We start from the raw sequence: 21,781 nt of genomic DNA on the forward strand, positions 1-21,781 counted from the left end.
CAAATTTCATACATTAATAGCAAAAAAACGCAAATTTATCATTTTGTTATTGCAAAGCAAGTTGCCAAGGGACTTTGATTCTCTCAAAAATGCTAGAAATTTGATGCTAAAAAGCTTGATAAGCTGGTGGATAGCTATCTTAAATTTAAAGTTGCCTATCTTTGTCTTTTGGGTGAGAAGCTTCATCTTTGCTGCGCTTGACATGAACTGCTTTATGACGAGACAAATTTAGCTTAAAGCCCAAGCAATCCAAAGGCAAACGCCTATACACTCTCAACTTTATAATGAGGCAAATTTGGCTTGGAGCGCTAAAACTAGCCATTTTTCTAGCCCACGCCGTCCTTTTTATAGTCATAACCATTGCGACTGCAAACGCCGCTACAAATGAAGATCTGCAAAATGCCTTTAAACTAATCGGAGTAAATACCTTTATAGCTGGTATCTTGGGCATTGTCATAACCATTTGGTGGTTTGTCGATCTTTTTATAACCAGCAGTGCCGTAAGAAAGCAAAATTTAGAAAAAATTTTAAAAGCCGTAGACGAGCAAGCCAAAAAACTACTTTACCTCACGGCATAAATTTAACCCTGCTTATATAAAAAGTGCGTAGTTTTATAACGCAAGATGCGACTTGTCTTTACAACTTATTTTAAATGGGTCACCTTCATAAAGAAAGCAAAATATTAGGCATTTTGAGACTATTTTTGCATAGACTGTAAATTAAAATTAAATTTTATAAAAATAGCCTGCAAGCTTGCTAGTAAGATAGTTTTTGCTGCATTTGATAGTGGGGCTGATTTTTTACTAGCTAGCAATGAAGCGGAGTTTCGTATCTTTGACACGCTAGCAAAAAAGCTTGAAAAAAGTGCCAACAGAAGCTTGCAAGACTTTTATGTCTTAAGAGTGAGCGAGCTAATGGCGCTTGAAAATGACGAGATACCAAGTGGGCTAAAAGAGCATGTTTTGAAGGTAGCCATTATTTAGACTTGCCTAAATTTAACATTACAAAGCCAAATTTAAAAGCCTTAAATTTTACTTTTTAGCCCTCTCTTTTGACTCCTCATCTTCTACCGTTTTATTTGCCTCTTGCTCTTTAAACTCTTCAAAAAGCTCATCATACCTAGCCTTAGCGTTTTCATAGACACCAGATGGCAAGGTGATGTTTAGATCGTCCTTTAGGCTTATGACATCATCGCAGGCATTTTGATAGCCAAGGTCGCAACTTTTCATAAAATAACTCACGCCAAGCTCGATATTTGAGTGCTTTTTAAGATCTCCATCCATCTGCTCGTTTATCTCTTCATTTACAAACATATCGCCCAAAGCCTCGCACGAAAGCACATCTTTTTGCTCGCAACCATCGTAAAAAATTTCATACGCAGTTGCGTAGTCTCCGGCGCTTCTAGCCTCATTGCCCCTGTCATAGTCATCGATGTCAAAGCCTGAGGCCAAGCTTAAGATTAGAGCTAAAAAAACTATCTTTTTCATATAAAACTCGGTGCGTCGTTTGAAAATAGTATAAGATCGCCAGCATGCGTGTTTTGGGCTAAAATTTCTTGCATTTTGTTCTTGTCCTTTAGGATGATGATCTTTGGCTTTACGATGTGTTTTAGCAGAGTTTGGGCGTTTAGCGAGCTTGTGATGATGACGAGGTCAAAAATTTCATTTATCACCTTGGCCAAATTTGCATTTTGCTCAGCATCGCTCTCAACAATACCAGGTGTTAGCAACACTTTTCTACCAGCATAGCTGCTTACAAGCTCGTAGCTTGCGCTCATGCCCGAGAAATTTCCATTGAAGCTATCATCGATTATCAGCTTGCCGCCAGCCTCGATCTTGCTTAGACGGTGTTCGACGTTTTTCATCTTAGATAGCGCACCATTTATCGCTTCATCGCTCATTTTTAGGTATCTTGCCACCTTGATGCAAACGGCTAAATTTGTAGCGTTAAATTTGCCAAGTAGCGGCGAAGCATAGTTTTTGCCATCAAGCGTAAATGAAATTCCATCTAAATTTGCGTTTATATCTTTTAGGTTCTCATCGTAAATTTCTATATTTTGGCTTGGCTCTTTTTTTGTTGAGCTATGTAAAAATGCCATTTGCAATCGAGCGCTTTGAAGTGCTTCAAGCTTTGTCGCGCGAATGTTATCAAGCGTTTTAAAGTACTCAATATGTTGCGCGCCGATCTCGCCAACGATGACGATTTGTGGATTTAGAAATTTAGTGATCTCTAGGATGTCGCCCTTTAGCCTAGCGCCTGCTTCAGCGATGTAAATTTGCGTTTGCTCGCTTAAGTTTTCGTTGATATCTTTGATGATACCAGCCATTGTATTTACGCTGCGTGGCGTTTTGTAGCAGACAAAACTATCTTTTAAAATTTCAAAAAGGAAATTTTTTATGCTTGTTTTGCCGTAGCTTGCGGTGATCAAAATGATCTTTAGCTCTTTGTTTGCGCCCAGTTTTTTAAGCGCCTTGTTTTTAAAGCCTTGAAATTTGATCTTTTCTAAAATTTCACTAAAAAATAGGCTCACGACCAAGACAAAAAGTGGCATAGGAGCCAAAAACGCCTTGTGGATGATGAAATTTAAAGCGTAGTTTAAGATGATGGCGCAAGCAAGGATCACAAAAAAGTGCTTGATCCTACCAGTAAAGACTAGCTTTTTATCAAGTTTTTTATGCCACAGATAAAGAGCTGGCAAAAGCGCAAAGTAAAAGTAGATGAAAAACCACTTGCCAGTCGTGTAAAACAGCACCAAAGGCACTATAAAGAAAAAGACGTGCCAAGCGGGCTTTGTGAAGTGAAAGAGCACGCGCTCAGGCCTATAAGAAAACCACTGAAAGCAAGTGATCACATAAAAAGCAAGGGCAAAGATAAATAAAACTGTGCTTAGACTTAAAAATATACTCATCTTATCTCCTCGATCCCGCTCTCATCGTCATCTAATACGACATTTTTTGCTTCGTTTGGCTCAAAATTTATCCCTTTTTCTATCTCGTCACATATAAATTTAGCGTGGAGCAAAAAGAAAAAATGATCGCCACTAAGTGGGAAAAATGAGCTATTTTTTATGAGCTTATGTATCGTTTCGCCGCTTGTTACGGGCGTTGCCTTGTCATTTTCACCCCAAAATATAAAAGCCCTGCCGCCAAAGTCGGCAAAATGTTTTGTAAAATCCTCATCAACGACGTTTTTTAGGGTCTCATACATAACTCTACTCATGCCGCTCACATCTTTTGTAGCAAAGAGTTTATAAAATTTACCAAAGCCAAATATCTTTAAAATTTTAAATATCGCTATCTTTGCTCGCACGCTAAAAGGCTTTTGCACGACGATACCGGCTGAGCTTAAAAGGACTAAATTTCGTGGTGCAAGCAAGGTTGCGACCTTGCCGCCAAAGCTGTGTCCTGCGATGATGTCTGGTTTTATGCCAAGCTCGTCACAGAAATTTGCAACGATTTTTGCGTAGTCGCTTGTTTTTAAAGGCTTAAAAATGGAGCTTTTGCCAAAGCCTGGCATGTCGATATAGATATGACAAAAGTCATTTAGATAGTGCCCAAAAGCCTTTTTCATTATCTCTTTGTTTGCGCCCCAGCCGTGCAAGAAGAGCACTGTTTTTGTTGATTTTGGATTTACTACCTCGTAGCTGATCTCATACTCGTCTGAGCCGTATTTGACTGCCCTACTCGCCATTTTCGTCTCTTTTTTTAGCCGCGTAAATGCTCTCTAGCACGCTTACAGCCTCGCAAAGGCGCTCATACTCTTCCATATTTAAAAGGACCGCTTCAAATTTATTGTTTTTAACGATGACAGCGCGCTTTAGCTCGCTAGCTCCCACGCGTGAAAGCACTGAGCTAAAATTTCTAACCACCTCAGTCGCTGTATAAATTTCATCTTTTGTAAAAGTTACCATTTTCACTCTTTATGTAAAATTTTACGTAAAATATCACAAACTACTTTATATATCGCTAAATAGCCTAGAGCTTGCCGCTACCTTTTACCGAAGTGATAGAGTTTATAAATTTATAATCAATCTTTATCTCACGCTCTTTTGGAAGTGAGTTTGCAAGGGCATTTAGCGTGCTCTCAAAGTCCTCAAACAGATAGTTTGCAAGGCTTCCTGGGTTTGGATTGACCTCGTTTAGATAGACTTCGCCATCTATCACGAAAAAGTCGCATCTTATGATCGCTCCGTCAAATCCACAATCATAAATTTTAAAAAAATTGCTCTTTAGCTCTTGCTTTAGCTCTTCTGAAATTTCCGCCTCTTTTACCTTGTTTTCATTTGAAAAACTAAGATATTTTTGCTCGTAGTCTAGAAATTCTTTCTTTTTTGGCTCTTCGATGATAGAAAATTTGATCTTTCCGTCGATCCTGCAGCCAGCAAGGTTATACTCTTTGACACCTTTTATAAAAGGCTCAACTAAAACATCTTTGTCAAATTCAAACGCCACGTCTTTTGCGTAGGCAAGCTCGCTATCATCATGCACGACGCTCACACCGATACTGCTGCCTAACCTTGCTGGCTTTAATATAATAGGATAGTGAAATTTTGGCTCATTTTGACGAGTTAGCATCTCATAGTCAAGCGCCTTTACACCAGCCTTTTGCGCTAGGAATTTAGTAAGCTCTTTGTTGTAGCTAAGCGCGCTTGCTTCAAGCCTTGGACCTATGTATTTGACTCCGTAAAAGTCAAAAAGTGCCGCTATCTTGCCATCTTCGCCGTCCATGCCGTGGATCAAATTTATAATGACATCGCATTCAACTTTGTTTGCGCCAAAAAGCGAGTGCGCGTAAAAGCCGCCCTTTGCTAAAGATAGCTTCTTTGAGTTTTTGTATTTGCCAGAGCTAAAGAAATTTGCCCTCATATCTTTTTGCTCGATCAAGTAAAAGTCCCTATTTGCATCGCAAAATATAAATTTCAGCTCCTGTTTTAGGACGTTTTTTAAAACTATCGCGCTTACTATGCTTATCTCATGCTCAAAACTCTTTGCCCCAAATATCACGCCTAAATTCATCTTTTTTATCCTTATCCTAGTTTTTTAAGTGCCTCTTTTATAAGATCGCTCGTGTTTTCACTTTTGCAATCAGGCAAAATTTTCACTATCTTCTCACGCTTAAAGCCAAGCGCCTCAAGTGCCAAAAGTGCCTCATTTTGGTAGCTTAGCACGCTCTCATCGCTTATAAGCTTAGCATCGCTTAGCTCGGCTATTATGCGCCTAGCCGTCTTTGGTCCGATGCCTGGCACGCTTTTAAAAGTGTCCGCATCGCCGCTTATTATAGCGTTTGTAAATGCCTGAGAGCTAAGGCTTGAGCAAACCGCCATCGCTGTGCTAGCTCCGATGCCATTTAGCTTTATAAGCATCTCAAACATCTTTTGCTCGTTTGCGTCTAAAAAGCCGTAGAGCAAATTTGCGTCCTCTCTTATGATCTGCGTTATGGCGAGTTCGGCCTTTTCGCCTTTGCTAAGTTTTGCTGAGCAAAAAAGCGAGATGAAAACCCCATAACTTACGCCGCTATTTGTCTTAAGTATGGCAAATGCGGGCTCTTTTTTTGTAACGATGCCTTCGATTGCTTTTATCATCATTTAACCTTTTGTTCCATGAAATTTATATCCGCGTAGTCTTCAAGTTTGTTTGACTTTTTGATCTTGTATTCGACCTCGCCGCCGTTATCAAATTTATCTAGCGTGATGACGTGAGCGGTCTCGTTTTGTTTTGAGACGTAGGTGACATTTTGCGGAGGATCGACGATGACAAATCTTATCTCATTTAGCTCGATCCAGTTGCCTCTGTTTATCACTTTGGCTGAGAATATGCCATTTTGCATGATCTCAAGCTCATCTTTTAGATCAGCCAAAAGCTCTTTTTTCTCTTTAAATATCCTAAGCAAGGTGTTGTACTCATTAACGAGCCCTTGATACTCTTTTAGCTTTTTCATAAACGTAACTGGCGGTATTACCTTGGCTTTTGATAGCTCCTCGATCTTAGCTTTTATCGTATAGATCGAGTCTTTGTTCTCGTTGATGACATTTTTCTTGCTCTCTATGTTTTTTAGAAGCGTAGCTAGCTCAGACTTGGTGCTTTCGATCTTGCTTAGCTGATCTTGCGTAGCCTCCGCACTCTCAGGCATCTTGCTGGCGTCAATGATAAATTTATTATCAGTGCCTCTTAGATATCTAACGTCGATTAGGTGCGAGGCTGTGATGGTGCAGTTTGAGCCAAGCGTGTCTATCTGGATATTTTGAGCTGTTATAGAGCCACCAACTACGCTATTTATCTTCACTCTTTTTGCTATGACAGTGCCACCTTCAAGCCTATCTATCTCGACGCTTTCAGCCTCTACCTTGCCGATGTGGATAGAAATTTTGGCGTGTTTGGCATAAATTTTAGCCTTTTGGTGAGTTTGACCGCCGATATTTACATCATTTGCCTTGACCATCGCGTTTGCACCGACGTTTCCCTTTACCTCGATCTCATCAGCCTCCACGATGATGCCAGTGCCGATAGCGTCTTTTATCGTGTCAGTCTCACGAACTACTAAAGTGACGTTTGTGTCGGTGCCTGCTTGGATAGAGCCAGTTGTTTTAAAATTTGCTTCATTTATCTCTATGCGCTCTTCTATGTCAAAAGAGCCGTTTTTCTCGACCACGTAGCCTGCTTTTTTAGCGATATATTTTATACTTTCATCATTTTCTACGCGCTCGATATTTTCGCTTATGCTTATCTCTTTTTCGCTCTCTTCTTTTGGCTTTGCAACCTCTATAAGCTTGCCTCTTACATCGCGTCCATTTGCGCCCTCGTGAGACTTTTTCTCCTCCATTATCACTTCATCTTTTGCCACGCCAAAGACAAAGCCCCTATCAGCGTAATCAACCTTATCCTCGTCTTTTAACCCATCAAGCTTATCTTTGTAGTAGTAGATGATCTTTGCGTCAATCGCTTTTTTAGGGTTGATGCCTTGGGTTAAATTTAGCGTGTAGTCCTTGTCAAGCTCGCCTTTTACGTGGATTATCGAGGCGATTTGCTTTAGCTCCTCTTTTAGCTTGCCGATCCTTATGCCTATTAAAATTTGAGCCTTCATAAGCTGCTTTGCGATGTATTCATAAAGCTTATCTTCGTAGTGCTGCTCATATTCGCACTCTTTGCTCGCTCTAATCTTTGCGATGACCTTTGTGATGGTTGAATTTACGCCTATATCGATCTTTGGCAGCTTTGGCATGGCATTTAGTCTAACGTCAAAAAACTCCACGTCATAGACCTGCTCGATCTCTAGCGTCTCGTCAAGATAAAATGTGTTGTCATCAAAAAAGCTTAAATTTTCTTCAGGGACAAAAACTGGCTCGACGTTGTCTTTATTTTTATAGTAAGTTAAGATATTTGAGAGTTTGTAATCTATAAATTCCACCGGCACGCTGTATTGTTTGCTTAGCTCTTTAAGCGATAGATAAGGTGTTGAAGTTTGAATTTGCGTTGGCGGTAAAAATCTCTCGTTTTCTTGCACGTTTTCGCTCAAATTTGATCCATTTCACATAAAATTTTGGCTCTTATTATCTCTAAAACTTTATTAAATTTGGGTTATGTAAGCTTTAAAGCATCTTTTGTTACTATTGCGTTTTAAATTTACTAGGTGGGCGATGTTTATAAAAGGCTTTTTTTCAAACTCAGTTGGCATCATGACTTCAAGGATTTTAGGGCTTATAAGAGACCTTCTTACGGCTTCTATCCTTGGTGCTGGCATATTTAGCGACCTCTTTTTTATAGCATTTAAGATACCAAATTTATTTCGCCGCATCTTTGGCGAAGGGGCTTTTACGCAGGCATTTTTGCCAAATTTTACAAATAACAAGAAAAAAGCGACCTTTCAAGCTGAAATTTTCATCAAATTTCTACTTTTTATAGGCGCATTAACGCTTCTTGTAAATTTATTTACGCCTTACTTTATAAAGATCATCGCAAGCGGCTTGAGCGAGCAAAATATCACAGACGCAGTGCCGCTCGTGCGTATAAATTTCTACTATCTAGCCCTTGTTTATATCGTCACTTTTATGGGTGCGCTGCTTCAGTACAAAGGGCACTTTGCCACAACTGCATTTTCTACTGCGCTACTAAATTTAGCCATGATCGCTTCACTACTTTTGGCTCGTGGCAAGAGCGAGAGCGTGGTCGCACTTTATCTTAGCTTTGGCGTCGTTGCAGGCGGCATTTTGCAGGTTTTGGTGCATCTAATCGCTATGAAATTTAACGCCTTAAATAAAATTTTCTGGGGCGGTCTAAACGGATATTTTAAAGGCAAAAGAGCTCAGAGCAAAGGCTTTTTTATAAATTTCTACCACGGCTTACTTGGCTCAAGTGCTATGCAGATAAGCGCATTTATGGACACTTGGCTAGCTAGCTTTTTGGTAAGTGGCTCGATAAGCTACCTTTTTTATGCAAATAGAATTTTCCAGCTCCCACTTGCAATCTTTGCGATAGCGCTCTCTCAGGCACTCTTTCCAAAGATCACTAGGCTTTTAAAGCAAAAAGATGAGGCAAATGCTCTAGTTTGGACGAAAAAGAGCTTTTACCTGCTTCTTTGTGCCATGCTAGCAGCTACGATCACAGGTGTCGTGCTAAGTGAGTTTATCATCTGGCTCTTGTTTGAAAGAGGGAATTTTGCAAGGGCAAACACCATTGAATGCGCCAAGGTGCTAAGTGCCTATTTGGTGGGGCTTACGCCATTTGGACTGGCTAAAATTTTCTCACTTTGGCTCTATGCAAATATGAAGCAAAAAGAGGCGGCCAAAATTTCTATCATCTGCCTTGTGATAAATTTGATCCTAGCTGTCATTTTGATGCAGAAATTTGGAGCTGCTGGCCTTGCATTTGCAAGCTCGCTTGGGGGATTTTTACAGCTTATTTTATATATAAGAGCCTTTGGAGCTAAGCGATTTTTAGCTATAATCGAGCCTAAATTTATAGCCGCTATCGCTATTTTGGCGGTTTTGCTCTATTTTGGTTTAACATTTTTAAAGGATATATTTAATGCGAATTTTTGATACTTCTAAAAGAGAAAAGGTTGAGTTTAGCCCTATTAAAGATGGCGAGGCAAGCATCTATCTGTGCGGCCCAACAGTCTATGACGACGCGCATTTGGGGCATGCAAAGTCAGCCGTTAGCTTTGATCTTTTAAGAAGGGTCTTAAAAGCGCTTAGCTACAAGGTCAAATTTGCAAGAAACTACACCGACATCGACGATAAAATTTTAAACAAGATGGCACAAACTGGTCAAAGCCTAGAGGAGATCACAAACAAATATATAGCGCACTACGAGAGCGACATGGGCGCTTTAAACGTGCTTGATCCAGACTTTAAGCCAAAGGCTACGCAGTGCTTGGAGGCGATCATTAGCTACATCAAGGTGCTTATGGATAGAGGTGTGGCGTATAAAACCAGCGATGGAATTTACTTTGACACGAGCAAGGATAGTGGCTATTTTAGCATTAGTGGCAAGGATAATAACACCGATCTCATCGCACGCGTGGCAAGTTTTGGCGAGAAAAGAGATGAAAAAGACTTCGTGCTTTGGAAATTTGACGAAAAATGGTACGAGAGCCCATTTGGCAAGGGTCGCCCTGGCTGGCACACCGAGTGCGTGGCGATGATAAGGGAGTTTTTAAGCGATAAAGAAAATGATAAATTTGAGATCGACATCCACGCTGGTGGCATCGACCTACTCTTTCCGCACCACGAAAATGAGGCGAGCCAGTGCAGATGTGCCTATCATAAAAATTTGAGCAAATACTGGATGCACAACGGCTTTATAAAGGTAAATAACGAAAAGATGAGCAAGAGCCTAAATAACAGCTTTTTCGTAAAGGACGCCCTAAAAAACGTTCATGGCGAAGTGCTTAGATATTACTTGCTTACGAGCCATTACAGAGCGCATTTTAACTATTCAGATGAAGATCTAGTAGCTTCAAAAAAGAGGCTTGATAAAATTTACCGCCTCAAAAAAAGAGTTGATGGCGTGCAAGCTGGCATGGCAAATGAGAGCTTTAAAAGCGAGCTACTTGAAGCACTAAGCGATGATCTAAACGCTTCAAAAGCGCTTGCAAGCGTCGATGAGTTTGTAAAAACGGCAAATGAAAGACTTGATAATAACCCAAAAGATAAAGCATACAAGGCCGAAGTGGTGGCAAATTTAGAGCTCATAGGCGAAATTTTAGGCATTGCTATCACAAACTATGTGGAGTATTTTCAGTTTGGTGTAAGTGACGAGCAAAAAGAGCATATCCAAAAACTTCTTGATGAGCGCGCGGTAGCTAAAAAAGAGAGAAATTTCGCAAGGGCTGATGAGATAAGAGATGAGCTAGCAAAGATGAATATCTCTATCATGGATACGCCAAATGGCGCAGTTTGGGAGAGAAATAATGAATAATTTTGGCTTAAAAGATGTGCTAAAGCGCTTTGGTCCATATTTTAAAGACTATATCCCACACTTTATTTTTGCCATCATCGGCATGGGGCTTGCCAGTGGTGGAACGGCGGTAAGTGCCTATCTCGTAGAGCCTGTGCTAAATAAAATTTTCGTTGAGAAAAATGAAAAGCTGCTCTACATCTTGCCTTGCGCCATCATCGCGATCTATGTGATAAAAAACATCGGAACCTTCATGCAGGCCTATTTTACGGCATATATCGGGCAAGATACGATTAGAAGATTTCGCGAAAAGATGGTTGCAAACCTTTTAAATTTAGATATGGATTTTTTCAATGAATTTAGAACCGGCGAGCTAATCAGCAGAACAACAAACGACATCGACCGCATAAGATCGATAGTATCAAGCATCATACCTGAGCTAACAAGAGAGTCAGTCACCATTATAGGACTTCTTTGCGTCGTCATCTATCAAAGTCCAAAGCTGGCATTTTTCGCCCTTGTAGTCATGCCAGTAGCGATCTATCCGATCTCGCGCCTTGCTAAAAGGATGAAGAAAATTTCAAAGCAGTCGCAAGAAAAAACTTCAGACATCACCTCTGCGCTTAGTGAAATTTTTACAAATATCGAGATAATCAAAGCAAATAACGCCCAAAAATACGAGCATTCACGCTTTGTTGATGAAAATAACAAATTTTTCAAGTTAAATTTAAAAAGCGTCAAGATCGAGCAGCTAGTAAGCCCGCTAATGGAGACCATCGGCTCAATAGGCGTGGCAGCAGTCATAATAATAGGCGGCAAAGACGTCATCGATGGGCATATAAATATGGGCGCATTTTTCTCGTTTCTAACAGCGCTTTTCATGCTCTACACTCCGCTAAAACGCATCGTAAATATCTACAACAAGATGCAAGATGCCATCGCAGCAAGCGAGAGGACGTTTTTCTTGATGGATAAGGTGAGCCAGATAAAAGATGGCCAAAAAGAGCTAAACGAAGAGATAAATTTGATCAAATTTAACGATGTCCGCCTAAGCTACGGCGACAAAGAGGTCTTAAAAGGGATAAATTTAGAGGCAAATAAGTCAGAATTTATAGCCCTTGTTGGCTCAAGTGGCGGCGGAAAAAGCTCGCTTATGAATTTGCTTATGAGATTTTACGATGTAAATGGAGGAGAAATTTTGATAAACGGCATAAATTTAAAAGATATCAAAATTCACTCACTTCGCCAAAATATCGGGCTTGTAACCCAGCGCGTCTATATCTTTAACGACACAGTTGCTAAAAACGTAGCTTACGGCAGAGAATTTAACGAAGATGCCGTGATAAACGCACTAAAACTAGCCAATGCTTATGAGTTTGTAAGCAAGCTAGATAACGGCATAAACACTATCTTAAATGAATTTGGCACCAATCTATCAGGTGGTCAAAGACAGCGCATCGCCATAGCTAGAGCGCTTTATCAAAACCCACAAATCCTTATCTTTGACGAGGCTACTTCAGCGCTTGATAACGAGAGCGAAAAAGAGATCACAAAAGCGATAAATAATCTAAGAAGCAAAAAGATCATCTTTGTCATCGCTCACCGCTTAAGCACGGTTGAAAATGCCGATAAAATCGCAGTTTTAAGTGATGGCAAGATCATTGATAGTGGAAGCGACGAGGAGCTTAGCAAGAGAAATGAAATTTATGCAAGACTTAAGGGCAAAGCCTTAGTTTAAGGCGATTTTTGCTAAGATTTGCAGAAATTTTAGGCATTTTAAAGAGGTTAAAATGAGCTTAAACTACAATACTTTAAAATCTATATTTTTCAAATTTGATCCTGAAACCGCCCACAAGATCGCTGAAGTAGCGATGGTTGGGGCAAATAAAATCTTCCCTGGCTCGCTAAGCTTTTTAGCGCACAAATGCGTGGTCGATGACAATGCGCTAAAACAAAATTTATTCTCAAGCACCTACCACAACCCAGTTGGCATAGCTGGCGGCTTTGATAAAAACGCCACGATGTTTGAGGCGCTCACGGCTCTTGGCTTTGGGCATTTGGAATTTGGCACATTTACACCAAAACCGCAGCCTGGCAACGACAAACCAAGGCTTTTTAGGCTCATAGACGAAGAGAGCATCCAAAATGCGATGGGCTTTAATAACGAAGGTTGCGAAGCTATCAAAAATAGAGTAAAAAAGATCTATCCTTTTACCATACCAATCTGGGCAAACATCGGTAAAAACAAGGTTACACCAAACGAAGATGCGATAAAAGACTATGAAATTTTAGTAAAAGAATTTAGTGAAATTTGCGATACATTTGTCATAAACGTCTCATCGCCAAACACGCCAAATTTAAGAGCACTGCAAGATGAGAGCTTTATAAAAGAGCTTTTTAGCGTCATTTTGCCACTTACTAAAAAGCCGATCATCTTTAAAATCGCTCCAGACATGAGCCACGAAGATGCGATCAAGCTTTGTAGCTGTGCAGTAGAAAACGGCGCTAGTGGCGTGCTTGTTTCAAATACAAGCGTTGATTATTCGCTCTCTCACTCATCAAATTTAAAGGATTTTGGCGGACTAAGCGGTAAGGTGATCGCTCAAAAGTCAAAAGAGATATTTAAAGCTGTGGCAGACGAGCTTTACGGCAAGACGACACTTATCGCATGTGGCGGCATAGATAGCGGCGCAGAAGCTTATGAGCGCATAAAAATGGGGGCAAATTTGGTCCAAATTTTTACAAGCTTTATCTTCAAAGGACCAATGATCGCAAGAGATATAAATTTAGAAATTTTAGAGCTTTTAAAAAGAGATGGCTTTGCCTCTATCAGCGAAGCAGTCGGCGCAAATGTTAAAAAATAGAGGGCAAGAGATTGATAAAATTTAATAAAACCAAATTAGAAAATGGACTTGAAATTTATCACGTGCCGGTAAATACTGGCTCAAAAGTGATAAGCGTCGATGTTTTTTATAAAGTTGGCTCTAGAAACGAAGTGATGGGCAAAAGCGGTATCGCTCACATGCTAGAGCATCTAAATTTCAAATCAACCAAAAATTTACGCGCAGGCGAGTTTGATGAGATAGTAAAGGGCTTTGGCGGTGTAAATAACGCAAGCACGGGCTTTGACTACACTCACTACTTCATAAAAGCCTCAAATGAAAATTTAGACAAAACACTAGGCCTTTTTGCCGAGCTTATGAAAAATTTAAGCCTAAAAGATAAAGAATTTCAGCCTGAGCGTGAGGTGGTGCACGAGGAGCGCAGGTGGCGAACAGACAACAACCCTATGGGATACCTCTACTTTAGGCTCTACAACCACGCATTTATCTACCACTCATACCACTGGACGCCGATAGGATTTATAAAAGATATCGAAAACTGGAAGATCGCTGATATAAAAGAATTTCACGCTACATATTATCAGCCAAAAAACGCCATTTTAATGATAAGCGGCGACATCGGCAAAGAAGAGGCATTTAAGCTAGCTAAGAAAAACTTTAGTGGCGTAAAAAACAAAAGAGCCATACCAAAACTACACTGCAAAGAGCCTGAGCAAGACGGCGCAAGAAGAGCTATCATCTACAAAGATAGCCAAACGCAAATGCTTGCGATCGCTTATAAGATCCCAGACTTTAGGCATGCTGATCAAGTGGGGCTAAATGCGATAAGTGAATATCTAGCCACTGGCAAAAGCTCCATTTTACAGCAACGCCTAGTCGATGAGCTCATGCTTGTAAATCAAATTTACGCTTACAATATGAGCTGCGTTGATGAAAATTTATTTATATTTTTAGCAGTTTGCAACCCAGACGTCGAGGCTAGCGCGGTTGAGGCTGAAATTTTGAAGATCATAGATGATCTAAAGAGAAAGCCAATCGACAAAGAGGATGTTTTAAGAGTTAAAAATTTAATAAAAACTGACTTTATCTACTCATTTGAGAGCGCAAGCAAGGTTGCAAATTTATACGGCTCATACCTTGCTAGAGGCGACATAAAGCCACTTTACGAGCTTGAGAAAAATATAGATAAGATAGACGCCAAGCTTTTAAAAGAGATAGCAAATAGATATTTTAATGAAAAAACTAGCACAACAATAATCTTAAAAAAGGAGTAGACGTGAAAAATTCGCTTCTAGGTGCGATGACAGCACTAATTACGCCATTTAAAAACCAAAAATTAGACGAGGCTGGCTTTGAAAAACTGATAAAAAGACAGATAAAACACGGCATAGATGTCGTTGTACCAGTAGGAACAACAGGTGAGAGCGCGACTCTAACTCATGATGAGCATAGAATTTGCATCGAGATCGCAGTAGATGCATGTAAGGGTACAAATGTCAAGGTGCTCGCTGGAGCTGGTAGCAACGCCACTCACGAGGCCATAGGTATCGCTAAATTTGCCCAAGCTCACGGCGCTCACGGCATCCTATCAGTCGCTCCTTATTACAACAAACCAACTCAAGAGGGACTTTACGAGCACTACAAGGCCATCGCAAATAGCATAGAAATTCCAGTACTTCTTTACAACGTCCCAGGCAGAGTTGGCGTAGATATCTTGCCAGCGACTGTTTTTAGACTTTTTAAAGATTGTAAAAATATTTTTGGCATCAAAGAAGCAACAGGTAGCATCGATAGATGCGTCGATCTACTAGCTCACGAGCCTGATTTAGTAGTCATCAGCGGCGAAGATGCTATAAACTACCCTATCCTCTCAAATGGCGGAAAGGGCGTCATCTCAGTCACTGCAAACCTCTTACCAGATCAAATTTCACAGCTTACGCACCTTGCGATGAGCGAAGAATATAAAAAAGCAAAACTGATAAATGACAACCTCTACACGATCAATAAAACGCTCTTTTGCGAGAGCAACCCGATACCGATCAAAGCGGCGATGTATCTAGCTGGACTGATCGACACTTTGGAGTACCGCTTACCACTTTGCAAACCGAGCAAAGAAAATTTCAAAAAGATAGAAGAAGTTATTAAAAATTACGAAATAAAGGGATTTTAATGAAGGACACACTAAACGAATTTAAAGGTAAAACGCTAGTCATCAGCGGCGGCACTAGAGGCATCGGCAGAGCTATAGTGGAAGAATTTGCAAAAGCTGGCGTAAATATCGCTTTTACCTACAACTCAAACGAGGAGCTTGCCAAAGAGCAAGCAAAAGAGCTTGAGACTACCTACAAGATAAAAGCCAGAGCCTACGCGCTAAATATCCTTGAGCCAGAGACTTATAAGGAGCTATTTTTAAAGATAGATGAGGAGTTTGACAGGGTTGATTTTTTCATCTCAAATGCTATCATCTCGGGTCGTGCAGTGGCTGGCGGATACACTAAATTTATGAAGCTAAAACCAAGAGGTATAAATAATATCTTCACAGCAACTGTAAATGCCTTTGTCGTGGGCGCACAAGAGGCTGCAAAACGCATGGAAAAAGTGGGTGGCGGCAGTATCATTAGCCTAAGCTCAACTGGAAATTTAGTCTATATCGAAAACTACGCAGGCCACGGCACAGCAAAAGCAGCCGTTGAAGCGATGGCAAGATACGCTGCGACAGAGCTTGGCGAGAAAAATATCCGCGTAAACGTCGTAAGCGGCGGCCCCATCGAGACAGACGCGCTAAGAGCCTTTACAAACTACGAAGAGGTGCGCGATATGACGGCAAAGCTTAGCCCGCTAAACCGCATGGGACAGCCGACCGACCTAGCTGGAGCATGTCTATTTTTATGCTCATCTAAGGCTAGCTGGGTGACTGGACATACATTTATAATAGATGGTGGCACGACTTTTAAATGATAGTGAAATTTCTAAGCATAAAGGCATATTTGTGAGCTTAAATTTACCAAATTCACTGGCATTTTTTAGGATATTGCTAGCTCCACTTATGTTTTTTATGCTCGTAAATGCGCCAGGAATTTTTACGCAAATTCATATAAGCTGGATAAACTACTTCGCAGCTCTCATCTTTGTGATCGCCTCGGTCACTGACTTTTTTGATGGCTACATCGCTAGAAGCTGGGATCAAAAGACCAAGCTTGGCGCTATCCTTGACCCACTAGCTGATAAGATGCTGATCTTAGCTGCATTTTTAGGCCTTATGATGCTTGGCAGAGCGAGCGCTTGGGCTGTTTATCTTATCTTGATAAGAGAGTTTTTCATAACTGGCTTTCGTGTCGTGATGGCAAGTGACGGCGTCGAGGTCGCTGCTTCGATGGCTGGCAAGGTTAAAACCGTTTCGCAGATGTTTGCGGTTGGATTTTTACTAATGAGCTGGCCTGGTGGCGAGCTTTTGTTATGGATAGCTGTTGCGCTTACGCTTTATTCTGGGTTTGAATACATCTTTGCCTACGTAAAAGCGATGAAAAAGAGTTAAATTTGAGAACCGGAAACGCTATAATCTATCTAGCTAGCTTCGTCGTGGTCGCGGCGGGACTAAAGACTGCTAGCGTCGTCGTGCTACCGTTTTTGATGGCGGTTTTTATCGCTATCGTGGCGACGCCTGCGATAAATGCGCTCGAAAAGCTCAAATTTCCGCGCGTTTTAGCCTTCGCGCTAATTACGGCGGTGGTGTTTTTGTCGCTGGGATTTATCGCAAACACCGTGATAAAGACGATAAACGGGCTAGTTAGCTACATGCCAGAGCTTCAGAGCAAATTTAAAGCCCTCGCCGATCATTACCACCAGATGCTAGCGAGCCGCGGCCTAATCGATCCCGAGAGCATCGCCGCGCCCGCAGACTTTGATATAAATAAAATTTTTGCCGTGCTGGGCGGATTTTTAAGGAGCGGCACCGAGCTCGTTTCAAAGAGCTTTTTCGTCTTTTTGCTCGTTACTTTTATGCTTTTTGAAGTGCAGGTATTTTCTCAAAAAGTCGAGTATTTTGCGAGCAAAAATCCGCAAACGAACCAGATCGTAGATACGTTTATATCAAATCTCAAGCGCTATCTCGCGATCAAGTCCGCAGCGTCGTTTGCGACGGGCGTTTTTATATTTATCGGGCTAAATTTCATCGGCGTGCCCTACGCGCCGCTTTGGGGTATTTTAGCTTTCGTGCTAAATTTTATCCCGACGATCGGCTCTATTATCGCGGCCGTCCCGGCGCTTTTGGTGGCGCTTTTGCTAAACGACGCAGCCTCTTGTGCTTGGACTGCGGCACTATATCTAGCCGTAAATACCGTCATCGGCAACTTTATCGAGCCGAAATTTCTAGGCAAAGGCCTTGGTATAAGCACGCTTGTGGTGCTTTTGAGCCTACTTTTTTGGGGATTTTTGTTCGGCATCGGCGGTATGTTTTTAGCAGTACCGCTTACCATGAGCCTAAAGATCGCGCTTGACGCAAACCCGAGCACGAAATTTATCGCTGTTTTGCTCAGCGATAAACTAGAGCGGTAAAATCAAATTTAAAGGTAAGTTTTGAAAGGCATTCTCTTCACGCTAGCCCTGCTTTGCCTTGGGCTTTATGCGTATTCGTTTTATTTTTTAGTGACCGTTTTAGCCATTAGTTTTCTCATATTTTTCCACGAGCTTGGCCACTTTTTAGCAGCAAGAATGCTCGGCGTCAAAGTAAATACCTTTAGCATCGGCTTTGGCGAGAAAATTTACACCAAAAATGTTGGCGGCACCGACTACTGCCTAAGCGCGATCCCGCTTGGCGGATACGTGCAGCTAAAAGGGCAAGACGACACCGACCCAAAAGCCAAAAACTACGACGCGGACAGCTACAACGTGCTAAGCCCGATAAAGCGGATCTACATCCTCTTTGCAGGGCCATTTTTTAACTTTATCTTGGCATTTTTCATATACATTTTGCTTGGATTTATCGGCGTTGAGAGGCTTGCTCCAAGTGTCGGTCACATAGCTGAGGGCTCGGCAGCTGAGAGCGCTGGCATAGCAATAAACGATAAAATTTTAGAGATAAATGGCGTAAAAATAAACGAGTGGGACGAGATCAGCAAAAACGTAAAGCTTGAACCTAGCGTCATTTTGATAGACCGCAACGGCTCGTCACTAACTATAAATTTAACACCAAAGATAGGTGAGACGACAAATTTATTTAATGAAAAGATCGAGCGCCCATTGATCGGTATCTCTCCAAATGGCGAAGTGGTGAAAATTTATCACACAGGTTTAGAGAGCCTAAAATTTGCCTTTGGCGAGACGATCGAGGCTTCAAAGCTCATCTTTAAAAGCTTTGAAAAGCTAGTCGTTGGAGCTGTGCCACTAAAAGAGGTGGGAGGCATCGTGCAGATCGCCGATGTCACATCAAAGGCCGCTAAGATCAGCCTTAGTGTGCTCTTAACCATCGTAGCGCTCATCTCTGTGAATTTAGGCGTGCTAAACCTCTTTCCGATCCCAGCGCTTGATGGTGGGCATATTTTATTTCACATTTATGAACTAATTTTTAGACGCGAGGTAAATGAGCGGGTGCTTGCCCTACTCACCTACTGCGGCTGGGCGCTACTGCTTGGCATAATGGTGCTCGCAACCTTTAACGACATTATGAGATTAAGCGGAGGTTTATAATGATAGTTTTAAAAGAGCTGCTTGAAAAGATCGAAAATTTAAGCAAAGACGTGACACTAATAGCCGTTAGCAAAAATGTGACATGCAATGAAGTAAGGGAGCTTTACGAACAAGGGCAGAGAAATTTTGGCGAAAATAGAGTCCAAGAGCTAGCCAAAAAAGAGCTAGAGCTGCAAGATTTCACTGACATCAAATGGCATATGATAGGGCGCCTGCAAAACAATAAAATCAATCAAATGATAAGCCTAAAACCAGTGCTTTGGCAAAGCTGTGATAGCTTCGAAAGAGTCCTAGAGGTCGATAAAAGGCTCAGCTACAAGCTAGATACTTTGCTTCAGATAAACTCGGCCGATGAAGATACAAAACAAGGTGTGAGCGTCGCAAATGCGGCTGAAATTTATGAGCGCATCCAAAGCGAGTGCAAAAATATAAATTTAAAAGGCGTGATGAGCATCGGAGCGCATGTGGATGAGCCAAAAGAGGTACAAAAGAGCTTTGAGCTAACATATAAAATTTACGAGAGCCTAAAGCCAAAAGGCGCAACTATCTGCTCGATGGGCATGAGTAGCGACTTCGAACTAGCGATAAAATGTGGCTCAAATATGATCCGCCTTGGGACGATGCTATATCTATAAATTTGTCCCTCTTGGGGCAAATTTACCTTTCTATTCCTTTTTAAATTTTAATCTAAGTTATATGATTTTATAATGCAGTTAAATAAATTTTTAACGATAAAGGAGTAAATGTGTTTAAAAATTTTATTCTAACTGCTGTTGCGATCTTGTTTATCTCGGGTTGTGGTAGAGCTGAAAAGATAGCTAGGATCGAGCAAAAATGCGCAAATAATGAAGTTGCATATTGTTTGAAATTGGGCAAAATTTACAGCAGACGAGATGTAAATAAGGGCACAATGTACTATCAAAAAGCTTGTGATCTAGGCGATAAAAGGGGTTGTTATAGACTTGCAGTTTTACTAAACTCAAAATCAATCAACTCAAAAAAAGACAATGAAACGATCGTAAAATCACTAACTAAATCATGCGATCTTGGCACGCCAAAAGCTTGCTTTGAGCTTGGCGAATACTACGAAGATGACCCAAAAATGCAAGGCAAAGCAAATGAGCTGTTTGCAAAATCATGTGAGCAAAGATTTGGTCTTGCTTGCTATAAACTAGCCGACTTTTACGGCGAGAAAAACGATGCGGCATCTCAAAAAAGCTACCTAGAGCTAGCGTGCAAATACCGCTATAAAGTTGCTTGCGAAGAAGTAGGTGAAGATAAAAAATAAATAACATTTTTTGTGGGGGCATATCCCCCCTCCACACTCTTTTAATATCAAATTTGCTGGAACACCTTTTGCTTTAAACTATACAAGAAGCTAGGAGGCAAACCATGAATGATATTAGCATCTTAAGCACAAATGTAAATTCATACACTAAGCAACAACACAAACAAGATAGATCTTTAAATTTTAGTGATCTTATAAAGCAAAGTGTCAAAGAAAAGATTAGCAAGCCAAACCAAGAACCAGCTAAATTTACTTATACTACTTCTTCACAAAATAGCCTCATCTCTTTAAATTTTAACGATCTTCAAGCTTATGGCTACACAGTAGATAAAGCTGGCTTTATGGGAGCTGATTTTAACAAAGCTGCAGGTTTGCCACAGGACTTTAAAATCCACAAAAGCACGCTTGATGAGATAGTTAGATACAACAACAAAACATATCTCTTCACACAAGATAGAAGTAAAGCTGCCTTTGAAAAGATAGACGTAGCTGATACCACAAAACACTACTATAACCTTTTTAAAAGCATTGTGGGCGACGAAAAAGATAGATATAGCGAAGCTGATCTATTAAATTTACCAAAAGGCTTTAGCATGGATACCAACCAAAAAACCTTTGGTAAAAATGCAAATTTCTTAAAAGATGTGAGCCTGATATCTGTTACAAATGTATATAAAACATTTGATCAATTTAATGATGCAAAGAGCGTTAGAGGTGAGCTTAGAGGCTTTGGAGTAAGCCACGAGGTCTATGAGCTAAATTTTAGCAAAGAGCATCTTGACACAAGAGCCAGTGACGAATATACATTTAACCCTGATATGTCGGTATATCAAGCAGACGATACTTATAGCAGTGCTGGCGTGTTTGTGGGATTTTTAAAGAGTTTTAGTCCTATCGCTAGTGATAGTGGTGAGACGAAGCTTAGCGCAGAGGCAAGCTCTTATTCAAAGCTAATGAGCAAGCAAAGCTTGGCTGATGATATAGTGCCTCTTTCAAGGCTTTTGAAAAATGAGAAGATGATCAAATTTATCTTAGAAGAGCTACTAAAAAGAAATTTACTCACTTCAAAAGATGGCAAAAGTGCGAGCGAGATAGTAGATAGTGTGCTAGCTCATGCCACAAAGCTTCAAAACGAGACAAAAGTTTAAATATATAAATTTAAAAGGTGGCTATCTTTAGCTAGTTAAGCCATCTTATTTAAAATTTGCTTCTTGTCTATCTTTTGCATAAGTTCTAAGACGTCTATGCCTCTTTTTTCTTTGAAATTTAAAAGCTCTCTTGCATAGAGAAATTTTTGATCCTTGTTTATATCATAGGTCTCATACTTCTTTTTAACCTGCGTAGGTTAATTTTTCTCTATTAGCTTTTCACTTACACTTTAACAAAGCACTATTAAAACATTAATTATTTTTGGAAAAACTATCAACTAATAAAAGGTATAAATACAGCAAATTCATAATTTGCTCATCCATTGACTTGCATGATTTTTAAATAAAACTATAAAAACAAGAAAAGAATAAAATTAAAAAAACGAATAAACCCAATAACATAAAAACATATATAAAAAGCCT

23 protein-coding genes and 1 pseudogene are annotated in these 21,781 nt (G+C 40.5%); 15 read left to right on the forward strand and 9 right to left on the reverse strand.

The annotated features are described in order from the left end of the window. Positions 1-6 precede the first annotated feature (6 nt). Positions 7-204, reverse strand: coding sequence for a hypothetical protein (locus tag F3G98_RS05695; protein ID WP_149725860.1), 198 nt, complete (start codon positions 202-204; stop codon positions 7-9). 80 nt (positions 205-284) lie between these two features. Between F3G98_RS05695 and F3G98_RS05700 the strand changes: the two genes are divergently transcribed. Both F3G98_RS05700 and F3G98_RS11090 read left to right on the forward strand, forming a co-directional pair. Further along, the gene (locus F3G98_RS05700) at positions 285-578 is read left to right on the forward strand and encodes a hypothetical protein (RefSeq protein ID WP_149725861.1); all 294 of its coding nucleotides are present in this window, start codon (positions 285-287) and stop codon (positions 576-578) included. Between the two features lie 162 nt (positions 579-740). Next, complete coding sequence (locus F3G98_RS11090; RefSeq protein ID WP_411160831.1) at positions 741-983, forward strand: HdrB C-terminal domain-containing protein; 243 nt, start codon at positions 741-743, stop codon at positions 981-983. Positions 984-1,031: 48 nt separating this feature from the next. Here F3G98_RS11090 and F3G98_RS05710 read toward each other — a convergent pair whose 3' ends face one another. The 7 genes from F3G98_RS05710 to F3G98_RS05740 form a co-directional block, all read right to left on the reverse strand. Further along, on the reverse strand, positions 1,032-1,487 hold the full coding sequence (locus F3G98_RS05710) for a hypothetical protein (protein ID WP_149725862.1): 456 nt from the start codon (positions 1,485-1,487) through the stop codon (positions 1,032-1,034). Further along, complete coding sequence (locus tag F3G98_RS05715) at positions 1,484-2,908, reverse strand: Mur ligase family protein (RefSeq protein WP_149725863.1); 1,425 nt, start codon at positions 2,906-2,908, stop codon at positions 1,484-1,486. The genes F3G98_RS05710 and F3G98_RS05715 overlap by 4 nt, the downstream gene beginning before the upstream one ends. Then, positions 2,905-3,690, reverse strand: coding sequence for an EstV family lipase (estV, locus tag F3G98_RS05720; protein WP_149725864.1), 786 nt, complete (start codon positions 3,688-3,690; stop codon positions 2,905-2,907). The genes F3G98_RS05715 and estV overlap by 4 nt, the downstream gene beginning before the upstream one ends. Then, on the reverse strand, positions 3,680-3,910 hold the full coding sequence (locus F3G98_RS05725; RefSeq protein WP_103607899.1) for a type II toxin-antitoxin system Phd/YefM family antitoxin: 231 nt from the start codon (positions 3,908-3,910) through the stop codon (positions 3,680-3,682). The genes estV and F3G98_RS05725 overlap by 11 nt, the downstream gene beginning before the upstream one ends. 64 nt (positions 3,911-3,974) lie before the next feature. After that, a complete protein-coding gene (locus F3G98_RS05730; RefSeq protein WP_103607898.1) occupies positions 3,975-5,015 on the reverse strand; it encodes a D-alanine--D-alanine ligase in 1,041 nt (346 codons plus the stop codon). 11 nt (positions 5,016-5,026) lie between these two features. Further along, positions 5,027-5,581: a Holliday junction branch migration protein RuvA gene (gene ruvA, locus F3G98_RS05735; protein WP_149725865.1), complete on the reverse strand. Its 555-nt coding sequence runs from the start codon at positions 5,579-5,581 to the stop codon at positions 5,027-5,029. Then, entirely contained in the window at positions 5,581-7,512 is a 1,932-nt protein-coding gene (locus tag F3G98_RS05740) for a flagellar assembly protein A (RefSeq protein WP_149725866.1), read from the reverse strand. Before F3G98_RS05740 ends, ruvA begins: the two co-directional genes overlap by 1 nt. A gap of 121 nt (positions 7,513-7,633) precedes the next feature. Here F3G98_RS05740 and murJ point away from each other — a divergent pair, with 121 nt between their 5' ends. The 13 genes from murJ to F3G98_RS05805 all read left to right on the forward strand — a co-directional run bounded on the left by murJ (position 7,634) and on the right by F3G98_RS05805 (position 21,358). Beyond that, on the forward strand, positions 7,634-9,034 hold the full coding sequence (gene murJ, locus F3G98_RS05745; protein WP_149725867.1) for a murein biosynthesis integral membrane protein MurJ: 1,401 nt from the start codon (positions 7,634-7,636) through the stop codon (positions 9,032-9,034). Beyond that, positions 9,021-10,415 (forward strand): cysteine--tRNA ligase, encoded by a 1,395-nt coding sequence (cysS, locus tag F3G98_RS05750; RefSeq protein ID WP_149713153.1) that lies wholly within the window; start codon positions 9,021-9,023, stop codon positions 10,413-10,415. Before murJ ends, cysS begins: the two co-directional genes overlap by 14 nt. Next, positions 10,408-12,132: an ABC transporter ATP-binding protein gene (locus tag F3G98_RS05755; protein WP_149725868.1), complete on the forward strand. Its 1,725-nt coding sequence runs from the start codon at positions 10,408-10,410 to the stop codon at positions 12,130-12,132. The genes cysS and F3G98_RS05755 overlap by 8 nt, the downstream gene beginning before the upstream one ends. A 52-nt stretch (positions 12,133-12,184) precedes the next feature. After that, positions 12,185-13,258, forward strand: coding sequence for a quinone-dependent dihydroorotate dehydrogenase (locus F3G98_RS05760; RefSeq protein WP_149713151.1), 1,074 nt, complete (start codon positions 12,185-12,187; stop codon positions 13,256-13,258). 11 nt (positions 13,259-13,269) lie between these two features. After that, a complete protein-coding gene (locus F3G98_RS05765; protein WP_149725869.1) occupies positions 13,270-14,511 on the forward strand; it encodes a M16 family metallopeptidase in 1,242 nt (413 codons plus the stop codon). A gap of 26 nt (positions 14,512-14,537) precedes the next feature. Continuing rightward, entirely contained in the window at positions 14,538-15,407 is an 870-nt protein-coding gene (gene dapA / locus F3G98_RS05770) for a 4-hydroxy-tetrahydrodipicolinate synthase (RefSeq protein WP_223231322.1), read from the forward strand. Next, the gene (locus F3G98_RS05775) at positions 15,407-16,195 is read left to right on the forward strand and encodes an enoyl-ACP reductase (protein ID WP_103607890.1); all 789 of its coding nucleotides are present in this window, start codon (positions 15,407-15,409) and stop codon (positions 16,193-16,195) included. Before dapA ends, F3G98_RS05775 begins: the two co-directional genes overlap by 1 nt. A 31-nt stretch (positions 16,196-16,226) precedes the next feature. Beyond that, entirely contained in the window at positions 16,227-16,772 is a 546-nt protein-coding gene (pgsA, locus tag F3G98_RS05780; protein ID WP_009293904.1) for a CDP-diacylglycerol--glycerol-3-phosphate 3-phosphatidyltransferase, read from the forward strand. A gap of 23 nt (positions 16,773-16,795) precedes the next feature. Then, the gene (locus tag F3G98_RS05785; protein WP_410369131.1) at positions 16,796-17,791 is read left to right on the forward strand and encodes an AI-2E family transporter; all 996 of its coding nucleotides are present in this window, start codon (positions 16,796-16,798) and stop codon (positions 17,789-17,791) included. Positions 17,792-17,812: 21 nt separating this feature from the next. Then, the gene (rseP, locus tag F3G98_RS05790) at positions 17,813-18,922 is read left to right on the forward strand and encodes an RIP metalloprotease RseP (RefSeq protein ID WP_103607889.1); all 1,110 of its coding nucleotides are present in this window, start codon (positions 17,813-17,815) and stop codon (positions 18,920-18,922) included. Further along, positions 18,922-19,557 (forward strand): YggS family pyridoxal phosphate-dependent enzyme, encoded by a 636-nt coding sequence (locus F3G98_RS05795; RefSeq protein ID WP_103590269.1) that lies wholly within the window; start codon positions 18,922-18,924, stop codon positions 19,555-19,557. The genes rseP and F3G98_RS05795 overlap by 1 nt, the downstream gene beginning before the upstream one ends. Positions 19,558-19,667: 110 nt before the next feature. Next, complete coding sequence (locus F3G98_RS05800) at positions 19,668-20,210, forward strand: tetratricopeptide repeat protein (RefSeq protein WP_103607888.1); 543 nt, start codon at positions 19,668-19,670, stop codon at positions 20,208-20,210. Positions 20,211-20,314: 104 nt separating this feature from the next. Continuing rightward, positions 20,315-21,358: a Cj0814 family flagellar-dependent secreted protein gene (locus tag F3G98_RS05805; RefSeq protein WP_103607887.1), complete on the forward strand. Its 1,044-nt coding sequence runs from the start codon at positions 20,315-20,317 to the stop codon at positions 21,356-21,358. A gap of 35 nt (positions 21,359-21,393) precedes the next feature. On the opposite strand, the pseudogene F3G98_RS10965 reads toward F3G98_RS05805, so the two are convergent. Beyond that, positions 21,394-21,555: pseudogene (locus F3G98_RS10965) on the reverse strand (cell surface protein); the annotation flags it as partial. Positions 21,556-21,781: the final 226 nt, after the last annotated feature.

The sequence above is a fragment of the Campylobacter concisus genome, assembly GCF_902460895.1.
Taxonomy (GTDB): Bacteria; Campylobacterota; Campylobacteria; order Campylobacterales; family Campylobacteraceae; genus Campylobacter_A; species Campylobacter_A concisus_BC.